The organism is Streptomyces sp. NPDC034043 (genome assembly GCF_055575675.1).
In genome coordinates this window covers 53,072-75,286 of sequence record NZ_JBVISF010000017.1, presented here as the reverse complement: position 1 = coordinate 75,286, position 22,215 = coordinate 53,072, and the positions used below count along the sequence as shown (strand labels likewise).

At 71.5% G+C, this 22,215-nt stretch carries 22 protein-coding genes; 12 read left to right on the top strand and 10 right to left on the bottom strand.

The window, feature by feature from the left end; translation table 11 throughout:
• Positions 1–79: 79 nt before the first annotated feature.
• Positions 80–1,501 (bottom strand): MFS transporter, encoded by a 1,422-nt coding sequence (locus ACZ51S_RS30250; RefSeq protein ID WP_468962556.1) that lies wholly within the window; start codon positions 1,499–1,501, stop codon positions 80–82.
• A 19-nt stretch (positions 1,502–1,520) separates the two neighbouring features.
• Positions 1,521–1,955, bottom strand: coding sequence for a MarR family winged helix-turn-helix transcriptional regulator (locus ACZ51S_RS30245; RefSeq protein ID WP_468475934.1), 435 nt, complete (start codon positions 1,953–1,955; stop codon positions 1,521–1,523).
• Positions 1,956–2,169: 214 nt separating this feature from the next.
• Here ACZ51S_RS30245 and ACZ51S_RS30240 point away from each other — a divergent pair, with 214 nt between their 5' ends.
• The 5 genes from ACZ51S_RS30240 to ACZ51S_RS30220 are packed head-to-tail and all read left to right on the top strand — an operon-like array spanning position 2,170 to position 7,646.
• Positions 2,170–3,405 carry a CaiB/BaiF CoA transferase family protein gene (locus ACZ51S_RS30240; RefSeq protein ID WP_468886478.1) on the top strand — a complete coding sequence of 412 codons (1,236 nt, stop codon included), beginning with the start codon at positions 2,170–2,172 and terminating at the stop codon, positions 3,403–3,405.
• Positions 3,402–4,265, top strand: coding sequence for an HpcH/HpaI aldolase/citrate lyase family protein (locus tag ACZ51S_RS30235; RefSeq protein ID WP_468962554.1), 864 nt, complete (start codon positions 3,402–3,404; stop codon positions 4,263–4,265). The genes ACZ51S_RS30240 and ACZ51S_RS30235 overlap by 4 nt, the downstream gene beginning before the upstream one ends.
• 20 nt (positions 4,266–4,285) lie before the next feature.
• Positions 4,286–5,155 (top strand): cyclase family protein, encoded by an 870-nt coding sequence (locus ACZ51S_RS30230; protein WP_468962553.1) that lies wholly within the window; start codon positions 4,286–4,288, stop codon positions 5,153–5,155.
• Entirely contained in the window at positions 5,152–6,606 is a 1,455-nt protein-coding gene (locus ACZ51S_RS30225; RefSeq protein WP_468475938.1) for an MmgE/PrpD family protein, read from the top strand. The genes ACZ51S_RS30230 and ACZ51S_RS30225 overlap by 4 nt, the downstream gene beginning before the upstream one ends.
• 41 nt (positions 6,607–6,647) lie before the next feature.
• On the top strand, positions 6,648–7,646 hold the full coding sequence (locus ACZ51S_RS30220; RefSeq protein WP_468475939.1) for an NHL repeat-containing protein: 999 nt from the start codon (positions 6,648–6,650) through the stop codon (positions 7,644–7,646).
• Positions 7,647–7,880: 234 nt separating this feature from the next.
• Here ACZ51S_RS30220 and ACZ51S_RS30215 read toward each other — a convergent pair whose 3' ends face one another.
• The 5 genes from ACZ51S_RS30215 to ACZ51S_RS30195 all read right to left on the bottom strand — a co-directional run bounded on the left by ACZ51S_RS30215 (position 7,881) and on the right by ACZ51S_RS30195 (position 12,448).
• Positions 7,881–8,396 (bottom strand): glycine-rich domain-containing protein, encoded by a 516-nt coding sequence (locus tag ACZ51S_RS30215; RefSeq protein WP_468475940.1) that lies wholly within the window; start codon positions 8,394–8,396, stop codon positions 7,881–7,883.
• Complete coding sequence (locus ACZ51S_RS30210; protein ID WP_468802258.1) at positions 8,393–9,724, bottom strand: hypothetical protein; 1,332 nt, start codon at positions 9,722–9,724, stop codon at positions 8,393–8,395. Before ACZ51S_RS30210 ends, ACZ51S_RS30215 begins: the two co-directional genes overlap by 4 nt.
• A gap of 142 nt (positions 9,725–9,866) precedes the next feature.
• Entirely contained in the window at positions 9,867–10,019 is a 153-nt protein-coding gene (locus ACZ51S_RS30205) for a hypothetical protein (protein WP_388941401.1), read from the bottom strand.
• Positions 10,020–10,323: 304 nt separating this feature from the next.
• Positions 10,324–11,781 carry a SulP family inorganic anion transporter gene (locus ACZ51S_RS30200; RefSeq protein ID WP_468475942.1) on the bottom strand — a complete coding sequence of 486 codons (1,458 nt, stop codon included), beginning with the start codon at positions 11,779–11,781 and terminating at the stop codon, positions 10,324–10,326.
• Between the two features lie 73 nt (positions 11,782–11,854).
• Positions 11,855–12,448, bottom strand: coding sequence for a carbonic anhydrase (locus ACZ51S_RS30195; RefSeq protein WP_468802259.1), 594 nt, complete (start codon positions 12,446–12,448; stop codon positions 11,855–11,857).
• 685 nt (positions 12,449–13,133) lie between these two features.
• Between ACZ51S_RS30195 and ACZ51S_RS30190 the strand changes: the two genes are divergently transcribed.
• The 4 genes from ACZ51S_RS30190 to ACZ51S_RS30175 all read left to right on the top strand — a co-directional run bounded on the left by ACZ51S_RS30190 (position 13,134) and on the right by ACZ51S_RS30175 (position 17,889).
• Positions 13,134–14,909, top strand: a complete 1,776-nt coding sequence (locus ACZ51S_RS30190) for a flavin-containing monooxygenase (protein WP_468962550.1) — start codon at positions 13,134–13,136, stop codon at positions 14,907–14,909.
• 118 nt (positions 14,910–15,027) lie between these two features.
• Positions 15,028–16,143, top strand: a complete 1,116-nt coding sequence (locus ACZ51S_RS30185) for an AI-2E family transporter (RefSeq protein ID WP_468475945.1) — start codon at positions 15,028–15,030, stop codon at positions 16,141–16,143.
• Between the two features lie 134 nt (positions 16,144–16,277).
• On the top strand, positions 16,278–16,787 hold the full coding sequence (locus ACZ51S_RS30180; RefSeq protein WP_467896265.1) for a RidA family protein: 510 nt from the start codon (positions 16,278–16,280) through the stop codon (positions 16,785–16,787).
• A 232-nt stretch (positions 16,788–17,019) separates the two neighbouring features.
• Positions 17,020–17,889: an MBL fold metallo-hydrolase gene (locus ACZ51S_RS30175; protein ID WP_468475946.1), complete on the top strand. Its 870-nt coding sequence runs from the start codon at positions 17,020–17,022 to the stop codon at positions 17,887–17,889.
• An 80-nt stretch (positions 17,890–17,969) separates the two neighbouring features.
• On the opposite strand, the gene ACZ51S_RS30170 is transcribed toward ACZ51S_RS30175, so the two are convergent.
• Positions 17,970–18,230 (bottom strand): hypothetical protein, encoded by a 261-nt coding sequence (locus ACZ51S_RS30170; RefSeq protein WP_468475947.1) that lies wholly within the window; start codon positions 18,228–18,230, stop codon positions 17,970–17,972.
• Between the two features lie 202 nt (positions 18,231–18,432).
• Between ACZ51S_RS30170 and ACZ51S_RS30165 the strand changes: the two genes are divergently transcribed.
• From ACZ51S_RS30165 to ACZ51S_RS30155, 3 genes are all read left to right on the top strand, one after another.
• Entirely contained in the window at positions 18,433–19,131 is a 699-nt protein-coding gene (locus ACZ51S_RS30165; protein ID WP_468475948.1) for a dioxygenase family protein, read from the top strand.
• Positions 19,132–19,223: 92 nt separating this feature from the next.
• Positions 19,224–19,754 (top strand): hypothetical protein, encoded by a 531-nt coding sequence (locus ACZ51S_RS30160; RefSeq protein WP_468962548.1) that lies wholly within the window; start codon positions 19,224–19,226, stop codon positions 19,752–19,754.
• A gap of 117 nt (positions 19,755–19,871) precedes the next feature.
• Positions 19,872–20,492, top strand: a complete 621-nt coding sequence (locus ACZ51S_RS30155; RefSeq protein ID WP_468475950.1) for an HAD family hydrolase — start codon at positions 19,872–19,874, stop codon at positions 20,490–20,492.
• Between the two features lie 57 nt (positions 20,493–20,549).
• Here ACZ51S_RS30155 and ACZ51S_RS30150 read toward each other — a convergent pair whose 3' ends face one another.
• Positions 20,550–20,975 (bottom strand): hypothetical protein, encoded by a 426-nt coding sequence (locus tag ACZ51S_RS30150; protein ID WP_468475951.1) that lies wholly within the window; start codon positions 20,973–20,975, stop codon positions 20,550–20,552.
• Between the two features lie 78 nt (positions 20,976–21,053).
• Entirely contained in the window at positions 21,054–22,169 is a 1,116-nt protein-coding gene (locus ACZ51S_RS30145; protein WP_468475952.1) for an NADAR family protein, read from the bottom strand.
• Positions 22,170–22,215 lie beyond the last annotated feature (46 nt).

Here is a 22,215-nt window from a genome sequence, read left to right as displayed (position 1 = left end):
GACGCGGGGCGCCGGGCGCGACGAAGTACACCCGGGAGCGGTCGGCACCGGTACGTGCACGTGCGGTGGGCGAGGTCCGTCAGCGGTGGTCGTCGCCCGGAACGCGCAGGTGCCGGGTGGTGGCGGCGTTGAGCAGGAGGACGAGGCTGATCCCCGTGATGACGGCGGCCAGCAGGTGCAGCCCGGAGTCGTCGGCCCGGAGGCCGACGGCGATGCCGACCAGGGCCGAGGCGAGGTTGGCGCCGATGTACTGGGAGGTGCGCAGGAGTCCGGAGGCGGTGCCGATCTGCGCGGCCGGCGCGCTGCGGTACATCAGGGTCTGGTTGCCCAGGCTGTTGAAGCCGTTGGGCAGGCCGAGCACCGCGGCGATGACCAGGATCTGCCAAATCGGGACGTTCGATCCGAACAGGGCCAGTGCGGCGCTGCCCAGACACAGGGCGGCGGAGCCGGCGACCAGGACGGTGCGCAGGCCGCGCCGCACGAGCCGGGTTGCCCACATGGTGGTGACGATGCCGAGCACCGCCACGGGCAGCATGACCAGGCCCGACTGGGCTTCGGACAGGCCGCGCCCTTGCTGGAGCCACTGGGGCAGCGCGTAGGTGATGGAGTAGAAGACGACGTACGTCGCCATGCAGCGTACGTAGGTCGCGGCGAGCGGACGGTTGCGGGCGACCATGCGCAGGTCCACGAAGGGCCGGTGCGCGCGCAGTTCGCGCCACACGAGCGCGGCGGTCAGGACGACGAAGACGGCCAGCGCCCACCACCGCGGATGGTCGGGGAGGGAGAGCAGGAAGAGCATCAGCCCGGTCAGCTCGCCGGTGAACAGGGCCATGCCCGGCAGGTCGAGTTCGCCCAGGGTGACGGAGGCGCGCTTGGCGGGGTCGTCGGCGGGCAGCCACACCAGGGCCGTGATCATGGCGGCCAGGGCGAGCGGGACGTTGACCCAGAAGATGGCGCGCCAGTCCACGAGCTGGACGAGGACGCCGCCGAGCGGCGGGCCGAGGGCGACGGCGGCCTGGGAGGCGGCGGAGATGGCGCCGAGCCCGCCGGTGGGAGCGGCGCCCCGGCCCGCCGCCTGGGCGTCCGCCCGGAGCCGGATCATCGACATGCCGGCCGGGTACGCGGCCGAGGTGCCGATGCCCAGCGCCACGCGTGCGGCGATCAGCCAGCCGAGGGTGGGCGCGAAGGGGGCCGCGGCGGCCGAGCCCAGGACCAGCGACAGGCCGATGCCGAAGATCCGGCGGGGGCCGAACGCGTCGGCCAGCCGGCCCATCGTGGGCTGGGCGACCGCGGTCGCCAGGTAGAGGCCGGAGACCAGCCAGACGACCGCGGCCCCGGCGTCGAAGGCCCGCTGTATGGAGAGCAGGGCCACCGCGAGCATCGAGGAGTTGAGGGCGTTGAGCATGGTGCCCAGGACGATCGGGGTGAGGAAGCCGAGCGGTGTGCGGGAGGGGGCGGAGGGAACCGGTTCTTCCGCGGTCCGCGTGGTGGGTAATGCCACGGTTCCCCCTTGGGGGTCTCTAGGTTTCGGACAAGAGGTCGAGGAGCTTGTTCGCGGCGCTGAGGACTTCCCGCTCGACCTCCGTCAGCCGGGTGGCGATGGCCTGGGCGAGCCACGCGTCGCGTGACCGCCGGTCCGCCGCCACCAGGCTGCGGCCCGCGTCGGTGATCTCCATCAGGACTTGACGGCCGTCACGGGCGTGCGGCCGACGGGTGATCAGGCCGCGCTCCTCCAGGGCGGAGAGCTGGCGGGTGAGGGACTGCGGCTGGACGCCCTCATGGGTGGCGAGTTCCTTGGGGCTGAGGGCGCCGACGCGGTCCAGCCGGCTCAGCACCGAGGCGCTGGTGAGCCCGAGGCCGTGTGCGGGGCGTTCCTGACGCATGCGCCGGCTGAGCGCGGACACGCTGTCGCGGGTCTGTCTGGCCAGGTCGATGGTGTCTTGATTGTCATCCACGAACGAAGCCTAGCTTATAAGCATGGCTTGGTATTTCGTCAACCCGGGGGTGTCACGTGCCGGGTGCTCTGTCTCTTCCGTACGGGTCATGAACCCGGTAATTACCATGAAATCTGCAAGGAAAGGCAAAGCGTGGCCGAAAAGGAGGCCTCGGATCGCAGGTGTGACGCTGCTCGCATTTACTTCGCTGTACTGACCATGTTTTCTGAAGAGCATGATCAACCGATCCGGCCCCGATCCCCATCAGAACCCAGGGCCCTCCGGCTCCCCGCTCCCACTCGCCGGCCTGAAGGTCATCGACACCGCCACCCTCTTCGCCGGTCCCTTCGCCGCCACCCTGCTCGGGGACTACGGCGCGGACGTCCTGAAGATCGAACACCCCGACGGCGACCCGGCCCGCCGCTACGGCGCACAAGCCGACGGCGTCCCCGTCTGGTGGAAGGTCGTGGCGCGCAACAAGCGCTCCGCCACCCTGGACCTGCACACCGACGAGGGCCGGCTGTTCTTCCGCCGCCTCGCGGCCGACGCCGACCTCGTCGTGGAGAACTTCCGCCCCGGCACCCTGGAACGCTGGGGTCTGGACTACGCCACCCTCAGCGCCGGCAACCCCCGCCTGGTGCTCCTGCGCATGACCGGCTTCGGCCAGACCGGCCCGTACGCCCACCGGCCCGGCTTCGGCACGGTCGGCGAGGCCATGAGCGGGCTCGCCCACCTCACCGGCAGCCCCGACGGACCGCCCACCCTGCCCTCCTTCCCCCTTGCCGACGCCGTCGCCGGCCTCACCGCGGCCTTCGCCGCGCTCACCGCACTGCGCGCCCGCGAGCTGACCGGCCGCGGACAGGTCGTCGACCTCTCCATCGTCGAATCGATGCTCGGTGTGCTCGCGGGCCCCCTCGCCACCCACGACCTCACCGGCATCATGCCCACCCGGCAGGGCAACCGCTCGTCCAACAACGCACCGCGCAACGTGTACCGCACCAAGGACGACCACTGGGTCGCCGTCGCCGCCACGACCGTCTCCATCGCCGAGCGCGTGGTGCGCCTGGTCGGCCGCCCCGAACTGGCCGAAGAGCCCTGGTTCGGCACCGGAGCCGGCCGTGCGCTGCACGCCGACGAACTCGACGCGGCCGTCGGCGGCTGGATCGCCGAACGCACCCGCGACGAGGTCGTGGACGCCTTCGAGCACGCCCAGGCCGCCATCGGCCCCGTCTACGACTTCGCCGACGTCCTCCAGGACCCGCACATCGCCGCACGCGGCTCCATCGTCTCCGTACCCGACCCGGAGCTCGGCACGATCCGCATGCCGGGCGCCGCCTTCAGGCTCTCGGACACCCCCGGATCCGTGCGCTCGGCCGGTCCGCGCCTGGGCGAGCACACCGCCGAGGTCCTCGCCGAGATCGGCATCGGACACGAGCAGCTGTCCGCACTCGCAGACAGGGGAGTCATATGACCGCCGCGGTGCACCGCAGCTACCTGTACGTTCCCGCCCACAAGGGGCGCGTGGTGGAGAAGGCGTACGCGAGTCAGGCCGACGCCGTCGTCCTCGACCTGGAGGACGCCGTCCCGCCGGACAGCAAGGACGACGCCCGGCGCGCCGCCGCCGCCATCCTGACCACCACCCCGCCCAAACCCACGTACGTACGGGTCAACCCCGTCGCCGGCGGCCTCGCCCGCGACGACGTACGGGCCGTCGCCTTGCCCGGCCTCGCCGCGATCCGGCTCCCCAAGGTCGAGCATCCGCAGCAGATCCGCGAAGCGGCCCGGTGGCTCGAGGAGGCCGGCAGCGACGCGGGCGTGCAGATCCTCGTCGAATCCGCCCTCGGCGTCGAAGTCCTGGGCGAGCTCGCCCGCGCCACGCCCCGCCTGGAGCGCATCGGCCTCGGCGAGAACGACCTGCGCGCCGACCTCCGGACCGACTTCGACGGGCCCACCATGGACGCCGCCCGGGTGCGCTGCGTCTTCGTCTCCCGCGCCGCCGGGCTCGTCAGCCCGGCCATGAGCGTCTACCCGCGCCTGGACGACCCGGACGGGCTGCGCCGCTCCTGCCTGGCCGGGCACGCCATGGGCTACCTCGGACGATTCGCCGTCCACCCTTCCCAACTGCCGGTCATCAACGAGGTGTTCACCCCCTCCGCGGAGGAGGCCGCCGACGCCCGCGCCGTACTGGCGGCCGCCGCCTCCCGGCCGGACTCGGGATCGTCCGTGTTCGTCACCGCGGACGGCCGCACCGTCGCGCCGCCCCTGGTCGCCCACGCCCGCGCCGTCCTGACCATGGCCGACGCGCTGTCGGCCACCGCCCCCACCCCGTGACCGCCAGTGAAAGGCAACCGATGACCGACGCCCCGCCCCTCCCGGCCACCGCCGCCGACACCCTCCTCAGGGCCATCGCCGCCGGGACGACCGTCCACGACCTCGCCCAGCCCCTGGAGAACGGCATGCCGTGCTCCCCGAACCACCCGGGCTTCCGCATGGCACTCCTGCGCCGCCACGGCGACGGGACCCGGCCGGACGGAAGCTCCGCGGCCAACGAACTCATCGTCACCGGCGGCCACGTCGGCACGCACATCGACGCACTGTCCCACGCCTCCCACCACGGACGGCTCTTCGGCGGCCACGACGCCGCCGAGGCCCAGCGGGGCGGACGCTTCTCCGTCCACGGCATCGACACCGTGCCGCCCATGGTCTGCCGCGGCGTCCTCCTCGACGTGGCCGCCGCGCACGGCACCGACGTCCTCGACGCCGGCTACGGCATCACCGCCGACGACCTGGCACACGCCGCCGCCGTCGCGGGCGTCCTGCCCGCCGCACAGGACGTGTGCCTCGTACGCACCGGCTGGGCGCGGCGGTGGAGCGACGCCCAGGCGTACATCGGCCAGGAGACCGGCGTACCCGGCCTCACCGAGTCGGCCGCCGTCTGGCTCGCCGACTGCGGCGTGCGCGCCGTCGGCGCCGACACCACCGCCGTCGAAAGGATCCCCGCCGGCCAGGGGCACGCGGTGCTGCCCGTCCACCGCACCCTGCTCGTCGACCGGGGCGTCCACCTCATCGAGCACATGAACCTGGAGACGCTGTCCGCCGCCGGAGCGGCCGAATTCCTTTTCGTCCTGAGCCCGTTGAAGATCACCGGCGGTACGGGCTCCCCGGTCCGGCCGCTCGCCGTCCTCAGCACCCCCGCCCCCGCCCGGGAGGAGTCGCGATGACCACGACACCCCCCGGCCCCGCCGCCACCCCCCTGGTCCGCCGCCTCGCCGCCTTCGCCGTCGCGGCCCGTGACCGGGGCCTGTCCCCGGAGCTGCGCGCCGAGGCCGCAGAGCGCGTCCTCGACTGCCTCGGCAACAGCCTCCTGGCACGCGACGAACCCGCCTCCCGGGCCGTTTTGGCCGTCGCCCGGGACTGGGGCAGCACCGGCCCCGCCCACGTCATCGGAACGGACCGGTCACTGGCCGCGCCCGTGGCCGCCCTCGTCAACGGCACCCTGGCGCACGCCATGGACTTCGACGACTCCCACATGCTCTCCGTCCTGCACCCCAGCGCCTCCGTGATCCCCGCCGCGCTCGCCGCCGCCGAAGCCACCGGAGCCTCCGGGCCGCAGCTGCTCGACGCCGTCACCGTCGGCACCGAGGTGTGCATCCGCCTCGGCATCGCCGGCTACGACCCGGACCTCGGCAACTCCCTGTTCTTCGAGCGCGGCCAGCACGCCACCTCCATCTGTGGCACCCTCGGGGCGGCCGTCGCCGCCGCCATGCTCCTCGGCGCGGACGAGGACACCATCGCCGCCGCCCTCGGAATCGCCGCGAGCACCGGCGCCGGCCTCCTGGAGGCCAACCGCACCGGCGGCACCGTCAAGCGGATGCACTGCGGCTGGGCGGCCCACGCCGGCGTCGCCGCCGCCCAGCTGGCCCGGGCCGGCATCACCGGGCCGCCGACCGTCCTGGAGGGCAGGTTCGGCTTCTTCCAGGCGTGGTGCGGCGACCGGGCCCGCCCCGAGACGGTCCTCGACGGCCTGGGCGAACGCTGGGAGACCAGCGAGATCATCGTCAAGCCGTACCCGTGCAACCACTTCACGCACCCCGGCATCGACGCCGCGCTGCACCTGCGCGCCGGAGGCGTCCGAGGCGCCGACGTCGTCCACGGCGAGCTGCGCGTTCCCACGGCCATGCACCGCACCATCGGCGAGCCGGCGGCCGCCAAGGCCACCCCCGCCACCGGCTACGCCGCCGCCTTCTCCGGCCCCTTCACCGTGGCCACCGCCCTCCTCGGCGGCGGAGGACTCGGTGTCTGGTTCGACGACTTCACCGACGCCGCCGCCCACGACCCGGCCCGGCGAGCCCTCGCCGGCGTGATCCGCTGCGTGCCCGACCCCGGCCTCGACCCCCTGTTCCCCACCCGGCTGCCGGCCCTGCTGCGGGTCACCACCCGCGACGGCCGGCGGCACGAGATCAGCGTCGCGACCAGCAAGGGCGGCCCCGACATGCCCCTGACCGACGCGGAGAAGGAACGCAAGTTCCGCCTGTCGGCCGGTACCGCCCTGCCACCACGGCGCGTGGACGCCGTCCTGGCAGCGGTACGCGCCCTGCCCGAAGGCGGCAGCGCCACGGACCTCCTCGCCCTGTGCTCCGTACGAGCCGCCCCACAGCCCTCCGCGGCATGACCACCGATCCCCGCCACCCACCAGGAAAGGTCCGACCCGCCATGTCACCCAGCACCCCGAACCGCCTGCGCACACGCCTGAACCGCCTCGCCGTCGGCGGGGCGGCAGCCCTGTGCGCCACGGTCCTCGCCGCCGCACCCGCCCTCGCCGCACCCACCGTGGGGACCGCCGCCTCCCTGCCCGGGTACGGGCTCTACCCGGAGAGCCTCACCCAGGACCCGGCCACCGGCGACCTGTTCGTCTCCGCCTACGGCGACGGCTCCGTCCTGCGCCTCCCGGCCGGCGGGACGCAGGCGTCCGTGTTCCTTCCGGCCGGCGCCGACGGCAGAGCCCACGCGGCCGGAGTCAAGGCCGACGGGTCCGGCCGGCTCTGGGTCTCCGGCGGCACGGACCGCTCCGTCACCGTCTACGACGCCACCACCGGCGTCCGCGTCGCCCGGTTCCACATCCCCTTCGCCTCCGGAGGCGTGAACGACCTCACCTTCGGCCCCGACGGCACCGCGTACCTCACGGACTCGTTCAACCCCGCCGTCTACCGGGTCACCCCCCAGCAGCTGACCGACGCGCGCACCCGGGGCACCGACACCGCCCTCGGTATCTGGCGCGACCTCACCGGCACCCCCGCCGACTACACCCAGCACTCCGGCATCAACCTCAACGGCATCGCGTACGTCGACGGCGGAGCCCTGCTGACCGCCAACACCACCACCGGCGCCCTCTACCGGATCGCCACCGACACCGGAGCCGTCACCGCGTTCCCCGGAGTCTCCCTGCCCAACGCCGACGGCCTCCACTACCGGGACGGCAAGCTCTGGGCGGCCCTCAACCGCACGAACACCCTGGTACGCCTGACCGTGTCGGCCGCCGCCCGGTCCGTCACCCAGGACGCCGTCTTCAGCAGCCCCGCGCTGGAGATCCCGACGTCCGTCATCCGCTCCGGCGACCACCTGCTCGTCACCCGCTCCCAGTACGACAAGGGCGGCCCCTTCGGCGCCGGAACACCCCTGCCCTTCACGGTCGCCGAGGTCGACGGCTTCTGACCCGCCCACCGCTGCCCCCTCCCGGGTATCGCGGGCGTAGGGAAAACCCTCCGGCTGCTCGGCCGCGGTGACCGCGGAAGCTTCGCCGTGGCGCTCGGCACCACCATGTCGTCGCGCATGATCGGCACACAAGCGGGCCCCCGTCCAGCCGACGGGGGCCCGTTGGGCGGCTCCACCCGCGGCGGCCGAGGCGCTGTGCCGCGAACAGGGCCGTGCGGTCGGCCGCGAGGAGCGTCAGGGCGCGGCCGGCTCCGGTGCCGGTTCGAGGGCCGAGATCTCGGCGAGGGACAGGTTCATCCCCTCGTGCAGGAAGCGGACGATCGTCCAGTGCGGCAGGATCCCCTCGTCCATGGGGCCGAACTCCGCGCAGTACAGCGGGATCCAGCGCAGCGCTTCCTCAACGGCCTGCTCGCGCCCGGGCTCCGCCTGGTAGTCCTCGTACCCGATGCTGCGGTGGTGGATGAAGAAGCCCCCCGGAAGCCGTTCCTCGCACAGCGCGCGGTACTCGCGGGTCTGGAGGATGAGGTAGTGCCAGATCTCGTCGATGTCCTGCTCGACCGGGAGGAACAGTCCGCCGAGCCGGTCCGGGTGGGCGGAGACGAGGTAGAGGTAGCGCAGGCATTCCAGCACCTGCCGCTCGGCGTACGGCCGCGCGACGCCGGTGCGGCGTTCGGCGTAGCGCACCGCCTCCTCGTGCAGCGGCTCGCCGAGCAGCGCGCGCAGGGTTTCGGGCGTCACACGGGGGCTCATGCGGTTTCTCCTCGGGGGTCCGCGTCCGGCAGGTCCGGGTCGGTGGCGGGCGCCAGCCAGGCGTACTTGCCGGACGCGCCGATCGGCAGGTGGGTGGTGTGCCCCGTGCTGCAGGGGCGTCCCGTGAGGGCGGTGAGTTCGGCGGCGAGCGCGGCGGCCGGTCCGGCGGCCAGCGGCTGCCCGTCGAAGGTGGTGTAGCGCAGCCGGGCCGGGGCGCCGGGGCTGGCGCCGTCCGCTTCGAGGCGGTAGAGGAAGATCTCCGGTGCGGTGGCGGCCACGCGGTCGTCCAGGTCGGCCTGGGCGACGGGGCCGTGGGGGGTCTCCAGCAGTTCCTTCTCGCGTCCGCAGAAGGCGACCACCTTCTCGGGGTCGGCACTGCCGTCCGAGGTGCGGACGCAGTCACCGGAGCGGTAGCGCACCAGCGGCATGTACGGGTTGCGGATGCTGGTGACGATCAGGCTGTGGATCCCGCTGCCGGGGGCCACTGGGACGAGCTCGATGCCCATCCGGTCCAGATAGGGGTGGTAGCGGCCGTGCCGGTCGCTGTAGTAGAGGTAGCCCAGCTCGGTGCTGCCGAAGAGGTCGATCACCGGTATGCCGAACCGCTGCGTGAGGTACCGGCGGACATTGGCCGGGGTGTACTCGTACGCGGTGACGATGCTTGCCGGCTGCGGGAACGCCTCCGGGTTCCACAGGCCGAACGCCGAGGCGCGGTGCACCAGGTGCGCGAGGTGGTATCCGGAGCAGTCGAGGTGGTAGGCGCCGTCCGGATGCGCGGAACAGACCTCGCGTATCTCGGCCAGTATTCGCTCGACATCGGCCCGGTCCCACTGCGCGGGGTCCAGACGGGTGTTGAGGTAGAGGGTGCGCTCGTCGAGCCTGCGGTCCTCCAGGGTCGGCAGCGCGGCCGGCTCGGTGCCGTTGCGACGGGCGTTGACGCGCGCCACGTGCTCGGTGGCGAGCACGGTGGTCAGCGAAACCCGCTGGCAGCCGCTCTCCCAGGTCTTCGCCAGGTCCGGGTGCTCGCTCCACAGCCGGTAGTAGGAACGCAGCAGGAAGTACGGGGGCCGGATGAGCTGCATCCGGGCGTGATGGGTGCCGGTCGACCAGACGTACTCGGCCTCGCCGGCCTCGAGGGCGGCGGCCAGGCGCGGGGTCATCCAGTTGTCCGGGAAGCCCCGGGCGATCTCCGGCTTCTCCAGGATGGGGAAGGCGCCCCGGTCCAGAGCGGGGCGGTAGACCGGGATGTCCCGGACGCAGTCGATGACGTCGGAAACCGGGAGTCCCTCCGAGTGCGGGATGCCGGTCGGGTTGGTTGTGCCGTCCATGGCCACTTTCGGTTGTGGGGCGTGCGGGGGCAGGTCCCCCAGGGTGCGGGCCGCCGGACCGGGGCGGGCGGAGACGGTGCCACCGCCCTCCACCCCGGCCCGACGGACCGTCACCTCTGGCTGACCGGCTTGATCGGACGCGTTAGGAGATGCAGCCGCTCTTGCCGGTCACGCTGATGCAGCCGGCCTTGGGAGAGGCGCTGATGCACCCGTCCTTCGCGCCCTGCACGGAGTTGGCCTCGACCCAGCGGCGCCACACGTCGTCCTGGGTCATCTTGCGGATGAGCTGCTCCATGGGAGTACCTCCAGAGATAGTGGAAAAAAGCGGCATCCAGTGTTTTGTGCCGCCGTACAAAATTAAAAAAGACGGCAAGGAATGGTCAACGAGAAACCAAGAGTTGGCGTGTATCCGGCAGAAGGAGGCCGAAACAGATGGCTACTCCTGTGACGGAAGATGTGCCTGGGGCTCGAAGCGGGCGGCGGGGATGAGGCCCGCGGCCCACGACGTGACCCTGGTCGCCCGGAACGGGGAGCGACTGGTCTGGTACGCCGAGGGCCGGGCCGTACGGAGCGGCACCGGCCCCGGAGTGACCGGTCGGTCAGGTTCTCGCGAGCTCCCCGATGGTGGCCCCGCGCTGCTGGGCCCAGTTCTCCAGAGTGGTGCGGCAGGCGTGGTCGAGGTGACGCAGCTCGGAGAGGTCGAGTTCCACGGGGTGGCCCGCCGGGAGTGCTTCGAGCGTTTCGAGCATGTGCGGCAGGCGCAGGAAGGTGGCGGAGCCGGTCAGGGTGACCAGGAACCGGCCGTCGGTCGTCTCGTGGACGTCGAGGCGGACGTGAGAGGTCTCCCAGGCGCTCTTGACCACCGCCAGGGCGATGCCGAGGAGGACGCCTTCGAACATGCTGGTGGTGATGATGGCGATGGCGGTGACGGCCAGGACGAGGACTTCGCCCCGGTGCGAGCGCCACAGGGGCAGCAGGTCCTTGACGGGGATGAGCTTGCAGCCCGCGTGCACGAGGACGCCGGCGAGCGCGGCCAGCGGGATGATGCCGATCGCGGCCGGAAGGAGGGCGGCGAAGAGCACCAGCCACAGCCCGTGCAGGATGCGGGAGAGCTTCGTCTTGGCTCCGGCCTGGACGTTGGCGGAGCTGCGGACGATGACGGCGGTCAGGGGCAGGGCGCCGAGCACGCCGCAGATGGCGTTGCCGACGCCCTGCGCCATCAGTTCCTTGTCGAAGTCGGTCCGCGGACCGTCGTGCATGCGGTCGACGGCGGCGGCGCTGAAGAGGCTCTCGGCCGACGCGATCAGGGCGAAGGCGATGACCGTGCCGACGGCGGCGAGGCTGCCCAGTGCGGCGAAGTCGGACATCCCCGGCGGCTGGATGGCGGAGAGCAGTCCTTGTACCTCGACGCGCGGAACCGACCAGCCGGCCGCCGCGGTGACGGCCGTGGCCAGCGCGACCGCGGCCAGCGGCGCGGGAACCGTCCGGGCCTTGGCCGGGAGCTTCGGCCACAGGACGAGGACGGCGATGGTGCCCGCACCGATGCCGAACGCGGTCAGGGCGTGGCCGGAGGTGGCGATCTCGGCGGCCAGACGCGGCAGACCCAGGATCTTGTCGAGTCCGGAGCGGGGCTGCTTGACATCGGCCATGGTGTAGAGCTGCCCGAAGATCAGGACCAGCCCGATTCCGGCGAGCATCCCCTGGACGACCGAGACCGTGATGGCACGGAAGAATCGTCCGAACCGCAAGGCACCCAGGACGATTTGGGCCAGACCGGCGATCAGGACGATGACGCCCAGGGTGCCGAGGCCGAACTCCTGGACGGCCTCGAAGACCAGTACGGTGAGGCCGGCGGCCGGGCCGCTGACCTGGAGGGAACTGCCGGGCAGGAAGCCGACGACCAGTCCGCCGACGATGCCGGTGATCAGGCCGAGTTCCGCGGGTACTCCGGAGGCGACGGCGACTCCCACGCACAAGGGGAGGGCCACCAGGAAGACGACGAGGGACGCCAAGGCGTCACGCCGCAGATGGGCGGGCTTTTTGAGGGTGAGGGTCATCAGCGGGAATCCTTGCGAGGCCGTGGCGGAAGGGGAGGGTTACTGGGTGGCCCGTGGGGCGGGCGGATGGGGGTCACAGCGGCCGGAAGGAGTCGTCGTCCGGCCCGTACTCCTTGACGGATCCGGTGTGGACCTCGTAGTACCAGGCGTGCACCGTCAAAGTTCCGGCCTCGACCCGTTCCGCGATGCACGGGTGGGTGTACAGCCGTTCCAGCTGCGCGACCGCGTGACGCTGGACGGCCTCGGCGAGGTCGGGGGAGAGGGGCATCGCCGTCTCGGGCTGGACGGCGGCGTGCTCCAACCACCCTCGCACAGCGGGCAGTTCGGAGAGATCGCCCCCACTCACCAGGGCGTTGACCGCCCCGCAGTGGGAGTGCCCGCACACGATGATGTCGCGGACACCCAGCACCCGTACCGCGTACTCGATGGTGGCCGTCTCGGCGGCGGGGTGGTCACTGCTGTACTCGGGCACGATGTTGCCCGCCGTACGGAGCTCGAACAGTTCACCCGGGCGTGCGCCGGTGATCAGGGAGGGGACCACGCGGGAGTCGGAGCAGGTGATGAACAGGACCTCGGGGCTCTGCCCGGCCTCGAGGGCGTTGAACTCCTCGGCGCGCTCCGCCACATGCGTCGAGAAGGATCGTGCGTTGTCAACCAGGGACTTCATGGTGGCCTTTCTCCTGCGCCCATTACCACGAGGGTGTGCGGGCGCGGTGTGTTCAGGTCATCAGTCGATGGGTATGCGGACGCGCCCGAAAGGGCGCGCCGCCGGCTTGTGCGTCATCGTCGACGCGATGAGGTGTTCGAAACGGGAAGAAGCTCTCGCCTACCGTGCGGAAGAGCTTTCCGCCGCCTGGAGGCAGGAGCGGGAACGTCTGCGCTCGGGGAGCGGCCATGTCGACCCGTGGCCGGAATCGTATGAACTCCGTCGCTGATGCATCAGTACCTCTCCTCCCTCGGTAAGACAGTCATGGGCCGGAGCACACCAGCCCATGACCAACCAGGAGCGTCAGCTAGTCGGCTTGACTGCCGCACGAACACCTCTTTGCCTGAAGATTACCTCACCGTAGAGGGTCAAGTCATGGCCAAAATATGGCCAAGTGGCGTTCTCCGTGCGGAAAATGGCGCATTCCCCACGGTGGCGCACTAAGGCGTACTCCTGGTGGAGGACGAGTGGAGAGTGCGCCCCCGAAGACGGGGCGAACGGCAGGAGAACGGGCGGATGGAGCTCCCTTCCCCACCGCGAGGGGTTGTTGAGCCGATAACCGGGGGCCGGAGGGAAACCGTGGCGATCGGACCGTGGGGTACGGTCACTTCCCGTGACGCCTGGAGTGCACCAGGATGGCGCTCCCGTGCACTACGTCTTCGCCGGCCCCACGCTCGACGACCGTACCCGCCCCGTCACGGCGCAGGGCCGCGCCGCGCGCGGGGAGATGGAGAACCCGATGGACACCACCACCGCCCCTTCCGCCGCCCACCCCATCGACGCGGTCGTCGTCGGGGCGGGCCTCTCCGGCCTCTTCCAGCTGTACCGGCTGCGTCAACTCGGCCTGACGGCGGTGGTCTTCGAGGCGGGTGACGACATCGGCGGGACCTGGTACTGGAACCAGTACCCCGGCGCCCGCTGTGACGTCGAAAGCATGTCGTACTCCTACTCCTTCTCCCCGGAACTGGACCAGGAGTGGGAGTGGAGCGAGCGCTACGCGTCCCAGCCGGAGATCCTGCGCTACATCCACCACGTCGCCGACCGCTTCGACCTGCGCGGACACATCAGCCTGCGCACCCGCGTCACCCGCGCCGCGTACGACGAGGGCTGTCACGCCTGGCAGGTCTCCACGGACACCGGACGCACCGTCTCCGCCCGGTTCCTCGTACTGGCCTCGGGCTGCATGTCCGTCCCCAACGACCCGGGGATCCCAGGAGCGGAGACCTTCACCGGTGACCTCCACCACACCGCCCGCTGGCCGCGCGAGGAGGTGTCCTTCGCCGGCAAGAGGGTCGCCGTCATAGGAACCGGATGCTCCGGTGTGCAGGCCATACCGGTCATCGCCGAGGAAGCGGCCGCCCTCACCGTCTTCCAGCGCACCCCGGCCTACGTACTGCCGGCCCACAACCGCCCGCTGCACAGCGCGGAGGTCGCCGAACTGAAGGCCCGCTACCCGGAGTTCCGCCAGGCCCAGCGACTGTCCCGGGGCGGGACCGTCTTCGAGCCGCCGACCGGGTCGGCCCTGGAGGCGGACGAGGCGGAGCGCACCGCCGCCTACGAGGCCGCCTGGAGCTCGGGCCTGCTCAGCGGGCTGCTCCGCACGTACACCGACATCCTGACCGACGAGAAGGCCAACGAGACCGTGGCCGAGTTCGTCCGGTCCAAGATCCGGTCGATCGTCACCGACCCGGCGACGGCCGAACTGCTCTCCCCGCGCTTCCCGTTCGCAACCAAACGCCCCTGCCTGGGCACCGGCTACTACGCCACCTACAACCAGCCGCACGTGACGCTGGTGGACCTGCGCACCAACCCGATCGAAAGGATCACACCGCAGGGCATCCTGACCTCGGACGGGGAACACGCCTTCGACGTCATCGTCTTCGCGACCGGCTTCGACGCCTTGACCGGCTCTCAACTCGCCATCGACATCGTGGGCAAGGCCGGGGCGACGCTCCGGGAGAAGTGGGCGGACGGCCCGCGGAACCACCTGGGGCTGATGTCGGCCGGCTTCCCCAACCTCTTCACCGTCCTCGGCCCCCTCAGCCCGTCCGTGCTCTCCAACATCGCGGTGTCCCTGGAACAGCAGGTGGAGTGGATCACCGACTGCATCGCCCATCTGCGCCGGCACGGCCTCACGGAGATCGACGCCACTCCGGAGGCCGAAGCGGCCTGGGGCACCCAAGTGGCGGAGATCGCCGCCAGGACGCTCTACCCGGCCGTGGCCTCCTGGTACACGGGAGCGAACATCCCGGGCAAGCCGCGGGTGTTCCTGGCGTACGCGGGCGGGCTGGACCGCTACCGGGCGGAATGCGACGCCGCCGCCCGGAACGGATACACCGGCTTCGTTCTCTCCACCACCGGGTCCTCGGCCGGACCCGTCCCGGTCCACGGCGCGCCGGGTCCCGCATCGCCCGCCGGGTGACGCCGCCGGCGACGGTGCGCTCCGGGCGACGCCGGCCGGCCCGGCCCGGAGCCGCACCGCCCACCTGACCGGCGGCGGTGGTACCCGGCCGCGAACGGCGTGTGAATAGGGTGACCCCATGTCTGTCACACTCAGCTCCGCAAGAGCCGCCGCCGCCCTCCGCACGACGGCACGGGTCTCCGCCGAGTCGCTGGTGGTCCTGGTCATGGTGGCGGTGACCCTGTGGGTCGTGGGCCGCATGTGGTCGGTGGTCTGGCCGCTCATAGTCGCTCTCCTCCTCACCACCCTGACCTGGCCCCTGGCCGCGTTCCTGCGCCGGCGCGGGTGGCCTCCGGCTCTGGCCGCCTCCGTGGTGACCGTGCTGTTCCTCCTGGTGGCCGCCGGCATCGGGGCGCTGATCGCCGTACCCGTGGCGTCCCAGTCCGGCGAGCTGGTCGAAGGCGTCTCCGAGGGCATCCGGCAGTTGCGCGAGTGGGCGGCCGGGCCGCCGCTGAACATCGGCAACGACCAGATCACCGGCGCCGTCGACGCCGCGATGGCCCGCCTCCAGAACAGCGTCGGCAGTGCGGTCTCCACCGTCGTCACGGGAGTGAGCACCGTCTTCAACGGCCTGGTCACGGCCGTCCTCGCGGTCTTCCTGATGTTCTTCTTCCTCAAGGACGGCCCCCGCTTCCTGCCGTGGCTCACCCGTCAGCTCCCCGGCCGGCTGGCCACCGGCATTCCGGTGGTGGCCGAGCGCGGCTGGCTGACCCTGGGCTCGTTCGTCCGCTCCCAGGCCTTCGTCGGTCTCCTCGACGCCGTGTTCATCGGGCTGGGCCTGTGGATCGTGGGCGTACCGCTGGTCCTGCCGCTGGCGGTGCTGACGTTCGTCTCCGCGTTCGTGCCGATCGTCGGAGCACTCTTCGCCGGTCTGGTGGCGGTGCTCATCGCACTGGTGTCGAACGGCCTGACGGACGCGCTGATCGTGCTGGCGATCATCGTCGTGGTGCAGCAGCTCGAGGGCAACGTGTTCCAGCCCATGATCCAGAGCCGCGGTCTCGGTCTCCACGCGGCGGTGGTCCTGCTGGCGGTCACGCTGGGGGGCAATCTCGCCGGCGTCGTCGGCAGCCTGCTGGCCGTACCGGCGGCCGCGCTCCTGGCCGTCGTCTGGAACTACCTGCGCGAGCAGCTCAGCGAACCACCGCACGAGCCGGAGGCCGACGAGGCGCTTCCCGCGGCCCCAGTGCCGTCGTAGCACCGCGGGTCCACGGGCACCGCCCCCGGGGCGGTGCCATGTGACGTCCACTCGATTCCCATGCGAGGAGTTCTCCCTTTCGCCGTGACAGCGTCGGGGCTCCGGACTCCACCGGGGACGAAAGGACAAGAGGAATGACCAAGTCAAGGCGTAGGTTCGGCATCGGCGCCGTGGTGGCCGCGATCGTGGCCGCGATGATCACCTTCACGGGACTGCAGGGCGCCACCGCGCAGGACCAGGGACGCCGCGGCTGGGACCACTTCGGGTTCGGGGTGCCGTGGGAGGAGTCCTACGGGTACTCGCAGGGCATCAGAGCCGGCGACACGATCTACATCTCGGGGCAGGTGTCCCACGACGCGGCCGGGAACTTCGTGGGCGCCGGCGACTTCGAGAAGCAGGTGCGCACGTCGTTCGACAACCTGGACAAGGTCCTCGCGCACTACAAGGTCCCGCGCAGCCAGATCATCAGCATGAAGATCTTCACGAAGGACCTCCGCCAGAACTTCGACACGGCGGCCCGGCTGCACAAGGAGTACGTCGGCAACCACCGCACGACCGACACCATCGTGGGTGTCAGCGACATGTCGGTCCCCGAGCAGCTCGTGGAGATCGAGGCCATCGTCAAGGTGACACCGCGCTCCTGACCGGCCGGGCATCGCGGCGGTCACCGAGCGAGGGCCCCTGCGCCGAACGGCGAAGGGGCCCTCGCGCACGCCCCGGCCGGCGGCCGCCCAGCACACCCCGCCCCGACCGCGTCGGATCGGGTCGGGCCCGGAAGCACAAGATCGCCCGGGCCTACCGGTTCCGGCCGCGGGCGGGGTATCCCTGGAGGAAGGACCTGACCGGGTCCGTCGCCCCTCCAGGAAGGAACCCGTCGTGGACGACTGGTACGTGGACGACCGTTGCTTCAACTGCGATGTCGCACGACAGCTCGCGCCCGGGCTGATCGGCGAGGCCGGCGGGAAGTCCCATGTCCTGCGCCCGCCACGCGACGAAGCGGAGACGCGGCGCTTGCACGCGGCCGTCTTCGCCTGCCCCACCCGCTCGATCCGCTCCGCCTCCGGGCAGCCGGACCGGCGGCTCGATCCCTTTCCCATGGCACTGGACGACGGCGTGCTGCTGTGCGGCCACAACTCACAGCGCACCGCTGGGGCCAACTCCTACTTGCTCCTGCGGCCCTCCGGCACGGTGATGATGATCGACACACCGCGCTGGAGCCGCGGACTCGCCGAGCGCTACGCCGAATCCGGCCAGGTCACCGACGTACTCCTCACCCACCGCGACCACGCTGCCCACGGCCGCCGCTACGCCGACCATTTCGGCGCCCGGCTGTGGATCCACGAGGGAGACCTCGACGCGGCTCCGGACGCGGACCAGGTGATCCGGGGTTTCGAACCCAGGGAGATCGGTGAGGGAGTCACCGCCCATCCGCTCCCCGGCCACACCCGGGGCAGCGTGCTCTACCTCGCGGACGACCGGTACTGCTTCAGCGGGGACAGCTTCTACTGGTCACGCACCACCGGTGACCTGGAGGTCGCGGAAAGCGTCACCTGGTACTCCATCGAGGTGCTGGCCACCTCACTGGCCAGAACGGCCGGACGGATCCGCTTCGAGTGGGTCCTGCCGGGCCACGGCGATCGCCGCCGGCTGTCCGCCGACGAGATGTCCCTGCGGTTGAGCGACCTCGCGGAGCGGACCCGGCTGCTGCGGCCCCGGCCGGTCGACCTCACCGCCGTGCGCTGGTGACGGGGGGCGGCCCCGGCGCACTCGAACACGATCAGTGACCTCTGTGCCACAACCTGGGCCTCGCCCCTGCTTTCCTCGCATTACGGCTCGAAGGTCGCGATGGAATAGACGACGAGAATCACCAGAAGCGTCAGTCCGGCCAGGAATCCGATGGCCGCAGACCTTTCAGAACGCTCTCTGTGGGCCCGGTCCTCCGCCAGATCCTGCCTGCGCCGTATGCGTTCACACACCTCCGTCGCGGCCGGGTCCTCGGCCATTTCGTCCATGCCGCGCCGCATCAGGCGCGCGAGGTCCCGCTCCGTGACCTTATTTGAAGGGTCGATATCGGAATCGTCTTTCACAACCCACCCCGCAGTTATCGACGAGTTACGAGAAATCTTCGTATGAAGAACGTTTCTCTGGACTTTGAGATTGGCATTGGCGAAATGGTGCGAACTCGGGGCCCCGGCCCGTGTCGGTCACCCCACCGCCCGGGCCCGACGGGCACAGTGTTGCCCGCCCGCCGCCGAAGCGCGAAGGCAGACCTACCCCGAGGGAGCCCCCATGACCCGGAACGACGCCGACCCCACCCCCCGTCGCGCGGTCCTGCTGGCCGCCGGCACGGCCGGTGTGGCCGCACTCGCCTCCACCCTGGCCGCATCGGCCGCCGCGAGCACGGACGGCGAGCCCCGCCCGCAGCCGGATTCCCGGCGAAGCGGCGCGGCACCCCGCTGCGTACTGACCACCGAGTGGGGAGCCGGCCCGTACTACCTCGACCTCGACCTGGTCCGTTCCGACATCACGGGAGGACGCGAAGGCGTTCCGTTCCGGATCGACCTGACCGTCGTCCGCACCTCCGACGGCTGCCGGCCGCTCGAGGGAGCCGCCGTCGACGTCTGGCAGGCGGACGCCGCCGGTGACTACTCCGCGGACGGCGCCACCTGGCTGCGCGGCACCCAGTTCACCGACAGCGCCGGGCGGTGCACCTTCCGGACCATCGTGCCCGGCTGGTACGCCGGACTCGCCCCCCACGTCCACTTCAAGGTACGCACGGACAACCGCTCGGAAGCCACCTCACAGCTGTTCTTCCCGGAGGACTTCCTGAAGGAGCTGTACACGCGCCCGCCCTACGCGCAGCGCGAGGTGCCCCAGCACCCCAACGAGCGTGACGACCGCTACCGCGAGTCCGGTGCCGCGCTCACGCTCGCTCCCCTTGCGGACGGCCCCGGATTCCGTGCCGCGTACACCATCGGCATCGCCTGACGCGGCTGCCGAAGGGGGCGCCCACGGTGGGTTCCGGGCAGGCGGATAGCGTGCTGGCATGGCGATGACGGGGAAGCAGCGGGTTCTGGCGGATGACGGCGAAGTGGGCTCTGTTCTTCGGGGCCGTGTCCCTGCTGGACGGCGCGGTGATCCGGTCGTGGAGCTACGCCGTGGTCTGGCCGATGATCGGGATCGTGCTGTGGGCGCCGTTCGGCATCGGCGTCGTCTGGTACCCGAAGAAGGACCAGAAGGTCGCCCTGACGACCCGTGAACTACGGGTGCGCCGCAGGCGAATGCCGATGGAGAAGGTGAACCTGCTGCACGTGGCGCGGCTGTGGCTGGAGGGGCGGTCGACCGCGGACGACCGGCCGGTGGCGGAATGGACGCGGTCCGTCCGGGTGGTGTGGGTGCCGCTGTGCGACGGCAGGGCGTTCGGCGTGGAGTTCCGCGACCCGGCCGCGTTCGCCAAGGTCTTCGGCGCCTTCGCGGTCGCGGCGTGCGGCGGGCCGGACATCGTCCGCGCGAGGGCCGCGGCGGAGACCTACCCGGATCCGGTGCCCCTGCGTTCCCGTTCCGCCGCCGACGAAGGCTCCTGGTCGGACCTCCTGGACGTCTTCAACTGAGGAACGACACGGGCGACGGACGCCGATCGGGTACAGGCGAAGGCACCGCGGAGTGGACGCAGGGCGCCGCGGGCAGAGCGCGCAGGAGAGAACCCCCACCTTCCGGAGGTACGCCACATGTCCGTGCTCTTCTTCGACATCGGGGCCACTCTGGCCGATGCCCGCCTGGAACCCGGCGGCACGCTGACGCTCAGGGTCAGGCCCCGGGTGGACGCCGTCCTCGATGCCCTCGATGACGTGCGCAAGGGGATCATCTCGAACCCCGGTCCGGGCGACGGCGCGGCCGAACGCGCCGCGGCGGCCCTCGAGGAGGCGTTCCCCGGCCGTTTCACGGACGCGGGTCTGGTGCACTGGGGCGCGAAGGACAGCCGCGGGATCTTCGACCTGGCCGTCGCGAGTACGGGAGGCGCACCGGCCGACGCGTGCGTGTTCGTGGGGGAGGACGCCCAGGAGAGGGCGTTCGCGCGGCAGGCGGGCATGCGTACGGCTCCGCATCCGGTGTTCGCCCTCGCCGCGCTGGAGAACCGCGCCGTGTTCTTCGCGCGGGCCGGGCTGCCGGACGGGCGGGACGTGTCCGAGCTGACCGCCGCGGCGGAGACGACCGAGGCCGTTCCCGTGCAGGTGGCCTCGGAGCGGCTGGTGTTCGTCATGGCGAGCGAGCTCGGAGCCGAAGCGCTCGGACGCGCCGGGTTCACGGTGGAGGGTCGCGACCCGGTGGAGTCCGGCCCGCCCACCTGATCGGCGTGCCGGACGCGCTTCGGCGGAAATGGGGGAGAGAGCGGCCCGAGCAGCCGGTCAGGGCCTCTCCACCCGCCCGGCGACGGCATCGATGCCCGACGCCCGCAGCCTGCGGGCCAGAAGCTCCATCTCGGGCAGCGTGCCCGAGTGGCTTCCGGCCACGACCTCACTCAGTACGGACCTGACCTCGGCCAGGCCGATGCCGAGCTCTGCCCGCAGTACGCGCATGACCGCCGCGTTCCGCGCCGTAGGGTCCACCCGCAGGCGGGCCGGTCCGTGCTCGGAGAGCAGACGGCTCCGCAGCCCGGCGGGTAGTTCACCACCGCAGACCGCCAGCGCGGACCCGCAGGCACGGCAGCTGCATTCCGTGTCCCAGCGCAAGGACCCGCTCACGAGGGCCTGGACACCCCGCCACTCCGCCTCCCCACCGCAATCCTGGCAGGCGGCCGAGTACCTGATCGACTCGAAGACCATCTGATCCATCCCCACCCAACTCCCCATCAAGCGAAACGCCGGAGACCCGCGGGGCGTCTTCGCGCGCCCCGACAGGTCGCCCCCGTGTCAGTCGGCGAGGGTCTGCCGGGCCAGGAGTTCGGATCGGACGAGTTCCAGGAGGCGGCCCGTCCAGTTGCGGCCCCGGCCCCCGTTCTCGCCCCAGAAGTCCGAGTCCGCGTCGTCGTAGAGCAGGGTCGCGTCACCCGTGGCCAGGAGGATCGCCGCGAGGTCGGGGTGCTGCTCGTACTTGGCGCGCAGCAGCCGGGCCATGACCGCCGTCCGGACCTGCTCCCAGCCTTCGCGCCGCATCGCCGCGGCCGCGACCGTACGGGCCTTCGCGCCCGACTCCGCCGCCACGACCTCGGCCCGGGCCTGCGGATCGGCGACGGACCGGGCCCAGTAGGCGTGCGCCACCGACGGATGGGTGACGTCGCCGACGGTGATCGGGGCGGGGTAGCCGTTGCGCAGCGCCCGCTTGCCCGGGTCTTCGAGCGCGCGCTGCGGATACGACTGGTAGATCTTCACCGCGGGGGCGAAGGACTCGGCCGGCCCGTCGGCCGGCACCCGTGAAGGGGCGTCCGCGAGCCACCGCTCGCGGTCCTCGAAGTAGGCGACGGCCTCGTCGTACTCCTCCTGCGTGACCGTCTCCCCGGGCTCGTCCTCGGTCCGGCCGCCGGGCCCCGCCACCAGCACCTGGAGGGGGAGGTCCCTGTGGTCCATGTCGCCGAGCGCGTAGTGCCGCACGGTCTCGGGGACGGCCAGGTAGGCGGCCCGGGCGGCGGCCCGGTTGTCCTCCGTACGGTCCGCCATGAAGACGTCCACCGCGGCGAGGCAGCGGTCGGTCGAGTCGGGGCGGCCGTTCAGGGCGTCGATGGTGTCGCGGACTTCGGCGAGCAGCAGCTCCGGCGTCAGCCAGGTGCGCGGTTCACCGAACGTCCACGAGGCCAGGTGGTGCGCGGAGGCGCGTCCGCCGTCCGGAAGGCTGGTGGCCACCCATCCGCGGCGCAGCTTCCGCTCGAACTCGTCGAGGGTGACCAGCTCCCAGCAGTCGATGAGGCCGTCGGCGTAGATGAAGAGGTCGGTGAGGAAGTAGGAGCCGCCGTTGCATATGAACGCGTGCCGCCAGGTGCCCGGTACGCGGACGCCGTCCGCCGTGCGATGGGTGATGCGCTTGCCGATCATGCCGTGATGATGCCGGACGGACCGGCCGGGTGGCACCTCGATCGCG

What these genes read in the sequence shown, in the direction of transcription:
- ACZ51S_RS30240 (WP_468886478.1), top strand. Translation starts at nt 2,170, where the DNA reads ATGATCAACCGATCCGGCCCCGATCCCCATCAGAACCCAGGGCCCTCC.
- ACZ51S_RS30235 (WP_468962554.1), top strand. Translation starts at nt 3,402, where the DNA reads ATGACCGCCGCGGTGCACCGCAGCTACCTGTACGTTCCCGCCCACAAG.
- ACZ51S_RS30230 (WP_468962553.1), top strand. Translation starts at nt 4,286, where the DNA reads ATGACCGACGCCCCGCCCCTCCCGGCCACCGCCGCCGACACCCTCCTC.
- ACZ51S_RS30225 (WP_468475938.1), top strand. Translation starts at nt 5,152, where the DNA reads ATGACCACGACACCCCCCGGCCCCGCCGCCACCCCCCTGGTCCGCCGC.
- ACZ51S_RS30220 (WP_468475939.1), top strand. Translation starts at nt 6,648, where the DNA reads ATGTCACCCAGCACCCCGAACCGCCTGCGCACACGCCTGAACCGCCTC.
- ACZ51S_RS30215 (WP_468475940.1), bottom strand. Translation starts at nt 8,396, where the DNA reads ATGAGCCCCCGTGTGACGCCCGAAACCCTGCGCGCGCTGCTCGGCGAG.
- ACZ51S_RS30210 (WP_468802258.1), bottom strand. Translation starts at nt 9,724, where the DNA reads ATGGACGGCACAACCAACCCGACCGGCATCCCGCACTCGGAGGGACTC.
- ACZ51S_RS30205 (WP_388941401.1), bottom strand. Translation starts at nt 10,019, where the DNA reads ATGGAGCAGCTCATCCGCAAGATGACCCAGGACGACGTGTGGCGCCGC.
- ACZ51S_RS30200 (WP_468475942.1), bottom strand. Translation starts at nt 11,781, where the DNA reads ATGACCCTCACCCTCAAAAAGCCCGCCCATCTGCGGCGTGACGCCTTG.
- ACZ51S_RS30195 (WP_468802259.1), bottom strand. Translation starts at nt 12,448, where the DNA reads ATGAAGTCCCTGGTTGACAACGCACGATCCTTCTCGACGCATGTGGCG.
- ACZ51S_RS30185 (WP_468475945.1), top strand. Translation starts at nt 15,028, where the DNA reads ATGTCTGTCACACTCAGCTCCGCAAGAGCCGCCGCCGCCCTCCGCACG.
- ACZ51S_RS30180 (WP_467896265.1), top strand. Translation starts at nt 16,278, where the DNA reads ATGACCAAGTCAAGGCGTAGGTTCGGCATCGGCGCCGTGGTGGCCGCG.
- ACZ51S_RS30165 (WP_468475948.1), top strand. Translation starts at nt 18,433, where the DNA reads ATGACCCGGAACGACGCCGACCCCACCCCCCGTCGCGCGGTCCTGCTG.
- ACZ51S_RS30160 (WP_468962548.1), top strand. Translation starts at nt 19,224, where the DNA reads ATGACGGCGAAGTGGGCTCTGTTCTTCGGGGCCGTGTCCCTGCTGGAC.
- ACZ51S_RS30155 (WP_468475950.1), top strand. Translation starts at nt 19,872, where the DNA reads ATGTCCGTGCTCTTCTTCGACATCGGGGCCACTCTGGCCGATGCCCGC.
- ACZ51S_RS30150 (WP_468475951.1), bottom strand. Translation starts at nt 20,975, where the DNA reads ATGGATCAGATGGTCTTCGAGTCGATCAGGTACTCGGCCGCCTGCCAG.
- ACZ51S_RS30145 (WP_468475952.1), bottom strand. Translation starts at nt 22,169, where the DNA reads ATGATCGGCAAGCGCATCACCCATCGCACGGCGGACGGCGTCCGCGTA.